The sequence below is a fragment of the Protofrankia sp. Cr1 genome, assembly GCF_963555865.1.
GTDB lineage: Bacteria > Actinomycetota > Actinomycetes > Frankiales > Frankiaceae > Protofrankia.
This window is the reverse complement of record NZ_CAUVXO010000170.1, coordinates 8,600-9,707: the sequence shown is the minus strand read 5'-3', so window position 1 is coordinate 9,707 and position 1,108 is coordinate 8,600. Positions and strand designations below refer to the sequence as shown.

1 protein-coding gene is annotated in these 1,108 nt (G+C 65.2%); it reads left to right on the top strand.

Annotated elements, in window-relative coordinates:
- Positions 1 to 994 (top strand): peptide deformylase (locus U9980_RS14595; RefSeq protein ID WP_322768408.1); only part of this gene is annotated, 994 nt, incomplete at its 5' end.
- Between the last annotated feature and the right edge of the window lie 114 nt (positions 995 to 1,108).

Here is a 1,108-nt window from a genome sequence, read left to right as displayed (position 1 = left end):
TTTCCTGCGTCTGGCGGCCCGATGCGACGGGGAGGAGATGTCCTGGACGGTGAAGACCGACTGGGACGCTCTCAAGGAAGTCTGGCTGCTGTTCGAGAACGTCCGCCGTCGGTTTCCGCTCTACCCCGGGGACACCGCGACCATCGAGTACGCCTACCAGGTCCGTGAGGACAAGTGGGGGCAGTGGTTCCAACGTGCCGTGCGCACGCCTACCCGGCATCTGTCGGTCAGCCTCGACTTCCCCGCCGACCTTGATCCGGTGGTGTGGGGAATGGAGACGTCCACGACAGCCGACGCGTTTCCGTTCCGAACCGCGATCCGGCGGGAGGGTACCGGTGACCGGCGGATCTTCTCCTGGGAGACGCACCATCCGCCGCTACACAGCCGCTACCGGCTGGAGTGGAACTTCCGCACCGCAGCCCCCGTCCCGAACGAGTCCATGAACTCGAGCAGTCAGATGGCGTCGGTCGGGATCGTCCAGGACGACGCCGAGATCCTACGACACCCGGCCCGCTCATTCGATCTTCCTATGGAGGACGAGGATGCCCGCCGCGTCATCGCGGAACTGGTCTCGGCCATCGCCCGTGTCGCCGCCCTGCATACCTTCGGTAAGGGGATGGGGATCGCCGCACCCCAGATCGGGATCAACCGTGCCGCCGCGATCGTCCGAGCTCCGAACGGGGAGACAGTCACCCTGCTCAATCCCCGGATCGTCGAGGAGTCCCCGGACAGCGACGAACAGTACGAGGGATGCCTGAGTTTCTTCGACGTCCGGGGCCTGGTACCTCGCCCGCTGACGATCCACGTCGAACATACCGATATCGATGGGACTCGGCACATCACCGTCTTCGACCGGGGTCTCGCCCGGCTTGTCGCACATGAGATCGACCATCTGTGCGGCCATCTCTACACCGACCGGATGCGGCCGGGTGTCGGGCCGATCCCGGTGGAGCAGTACCGGGGTACGGGATCAGCCTGGACCTACAACCAGTAACAGGCACACGCTCCACGGCCAGGAAGCGTCGTTACGGTCATGCCGCGTCCGTCGCCGTGCACCTACTATGATCTTCCGCCGGCAATGCTCCCACACGCAAAGACCGACCGCCGG